The sequence below is a fragment of the Faecalibacter macacae genome (assembly GCF_003687725.1).
Classification (GTDB): domain Bacteria; phylum Bacteroidota; class Bacteroidia; order Flavobacteriales; family Weeksellaceae; genus Empedobacter; species Empedobacter macacae.
Genome location: NZ_RDOJ01000040.1, coordinates 1 through 2357, shown reverse-complemented (window position 1 = coordinate 2357; position 2357 = coordinate 1). Strand labels below are relative to the sequence as shown.

The 2357-nt window shown below is 29.0% G+C and carries 1 protein-coding gene; it reads left to right on the top strand.

Features of this window, described 5'->3' with window-relative positions:
- Positions 1–306: 306 nt before the first annotated feature.
- Positions 307–2013, top strand: coding sequence for a DUF262 domain-containing protein (locus tag EAH69_RS13810; protein ID WP_230466842.1), 1707 nt, complete (start codon positions 307–309; stop codon positions 2011–2013).
- Positions 2014–2357 lie beyond the last annotated feature (344 nt).

Here is a 2357-nt window from a genome sequence, read left to right as displayed (position 1 = left end):
TAGAAATACGAATTTTATAGCAAAACTGCATACAACATAGTATTTCGCAAAAAACGGGCTGAAGGCTAACTTTTTATCCATAATTTTCCGCTCGCAAAATTGCTTTTCTTAAAACAATACACTAATTTAGTTTTAGCCAAGCAATTTGCTTGAACGGACGAACTTGAACTTCGTTCAATTTCTCTCCCGTTCTTCGCAAATACTCGGCTCGTTGTGTGCAATGGTAAAACAACGCACTGTTAAAAACAAAATCCTAAATATTGAATTAAAACTATGTCTAAACTTAATGTTGACCAAAAAACAATAATGTTACTTTTTTCCGATAAAAAATCGGATTTTTTAATTCCTGATTATCAAAGACCATATGCGTGGGAAGAAGGACAATGTCAAACTCTTTGGGATGATATTTTTACTTTTGCATTTCCTGATAACAATTATGAGAAATTTGATAAAAATGAGGAATACTTCTTAGGTTCGATAGTAACATTCGAAAATGAAAACAATAAAAAAGAAGTTATTGACGGTCAGCAACGTTTAACTACTTTAATGCTACTTTTAAGAGCTTTCTATGCAAAATTCGGTAATATGCAAGATGAAAATTCTAAAAGTACACGAGAAAGAATCGCTCAATGTTTATGGAAAACAAATGAATTTGGACAAGCTGATTTAAATGTATTAAAAATAGATTCTGAAGTTGCTACTGATAACGACAAAGATGAATTTCTTGAAATATTAAGAACCGGAGTTGTTACTAAAGACCAAAAAAGTAATTACGCTAAAAATTATATTTTTTTTCAACAAAAAATTGACGAATTTTTAAGTGAATTTCCATCATATTTTGCTTATTTACCTGCAAGAATTCTAGGTAATTGTATTTTACTTCCTATTGAAGCAGAATCACAAGATACGGCTTTAAGAATTTTCTCTACTTTAAATGACAGAGGTTTACCTCTGTCAGATGCAGATATTTTTAAAGCGCAATTTTACAAACACTACGGAGCAAAAAATCAAAAAGATATTTTCATAGAAAAATGGAAAGAATTAGAGGAAATTAGTAGTAGAATTTTCAAACCTATAAATGGAACTCCAATGGATGAACTATTTACAAGGTATATGTATTACGTTCGTGCTAAACAAGGTATTAAATCTAGTACAACAGAAGCACTAAGAAAATTCTACGAAAAAGGTAAATATTCAATACTTAAACAAGATGAAACATTACCAAATTTAAAAACTTTGGTTGATTTTTGGAATGATGTTTATAGTCAAAACTCAGAACGTTTTTCACCAAAAGTTCTTAGAAAATTATTTATCTTAAATTATGCTCCAAATGGAATGTGGACATATTTTTTATCCGTATACTTTTTACATAATAGGGATGAAAAAGATTTACTTGATGAAACAAACCTAATAAAATTTTTAGATAAAATTATTGGATTTGTTTGGGGCTTTTCATTTACCAATCCAGGTGTAAACGCTTTGCGTACTCCTGTATATGCAGAAATGATACACGTAGTTTCTGACAAAGCTGTAAATTTCGAAGACCACAAATTTGACGAAAACACGTTTAAAACAGCTATTAATAATTTTGAATTTAAAAATGGAAGACCAATTACTAGATCAATGTTGACTTGGTGGGCTTTTAATAGCGAATTACAATCATTACCTAATCTAAATACAGCATTTGATATTGAACATATTTTTGCCAGAAAACGACAAGAAAATGATAAATCATTGAGTAACTCAAAAAATTTAGAAGCATTAGGGAATAAAGTATTATTAGAAGATAAAATTAACATTAGAGCATCTGACTATAGATTTTCTGATAAAATCAAATATTATCAGGGGTTTACTAATGATAAAGGTCAGCACAAAGCAGGAACTATAATATCAGAATTAATTGATTTATCAAATTCAAAAAGTGATTTTATCGAACAAGATATTATAAACAGAACTGATATTATTATCACTAGTTTTATTGAATACTTAAGGGAAAATGAATTAATTAAATAAACATAATTACCACAGCACACAACATGGTATTGCCAAAAGCGGGGCTAAAGTGCTAAATTCAACTTCTGTCCTACTATTCCGCCAAAAACGAATTTTATTCGTTTTTTATTTTTAAATTTAACTCACAAAAATTCGTTTTGGCTAGCCTCGGTGCAGAATTTAAGCTTTCAGCCATAAATTCCCCGCCTTCGGCAATACCCGAAACGTTAGCTGACATTTATGAAACAGTACTTTATTACATTTTTTATATTTTCAATTATTTTTTCTTGTAACAATCTTAATGATAAAAATATTTTAGATAAAACTGTTAATGAAAATATTACTTCTTACAACCAACAATTTGA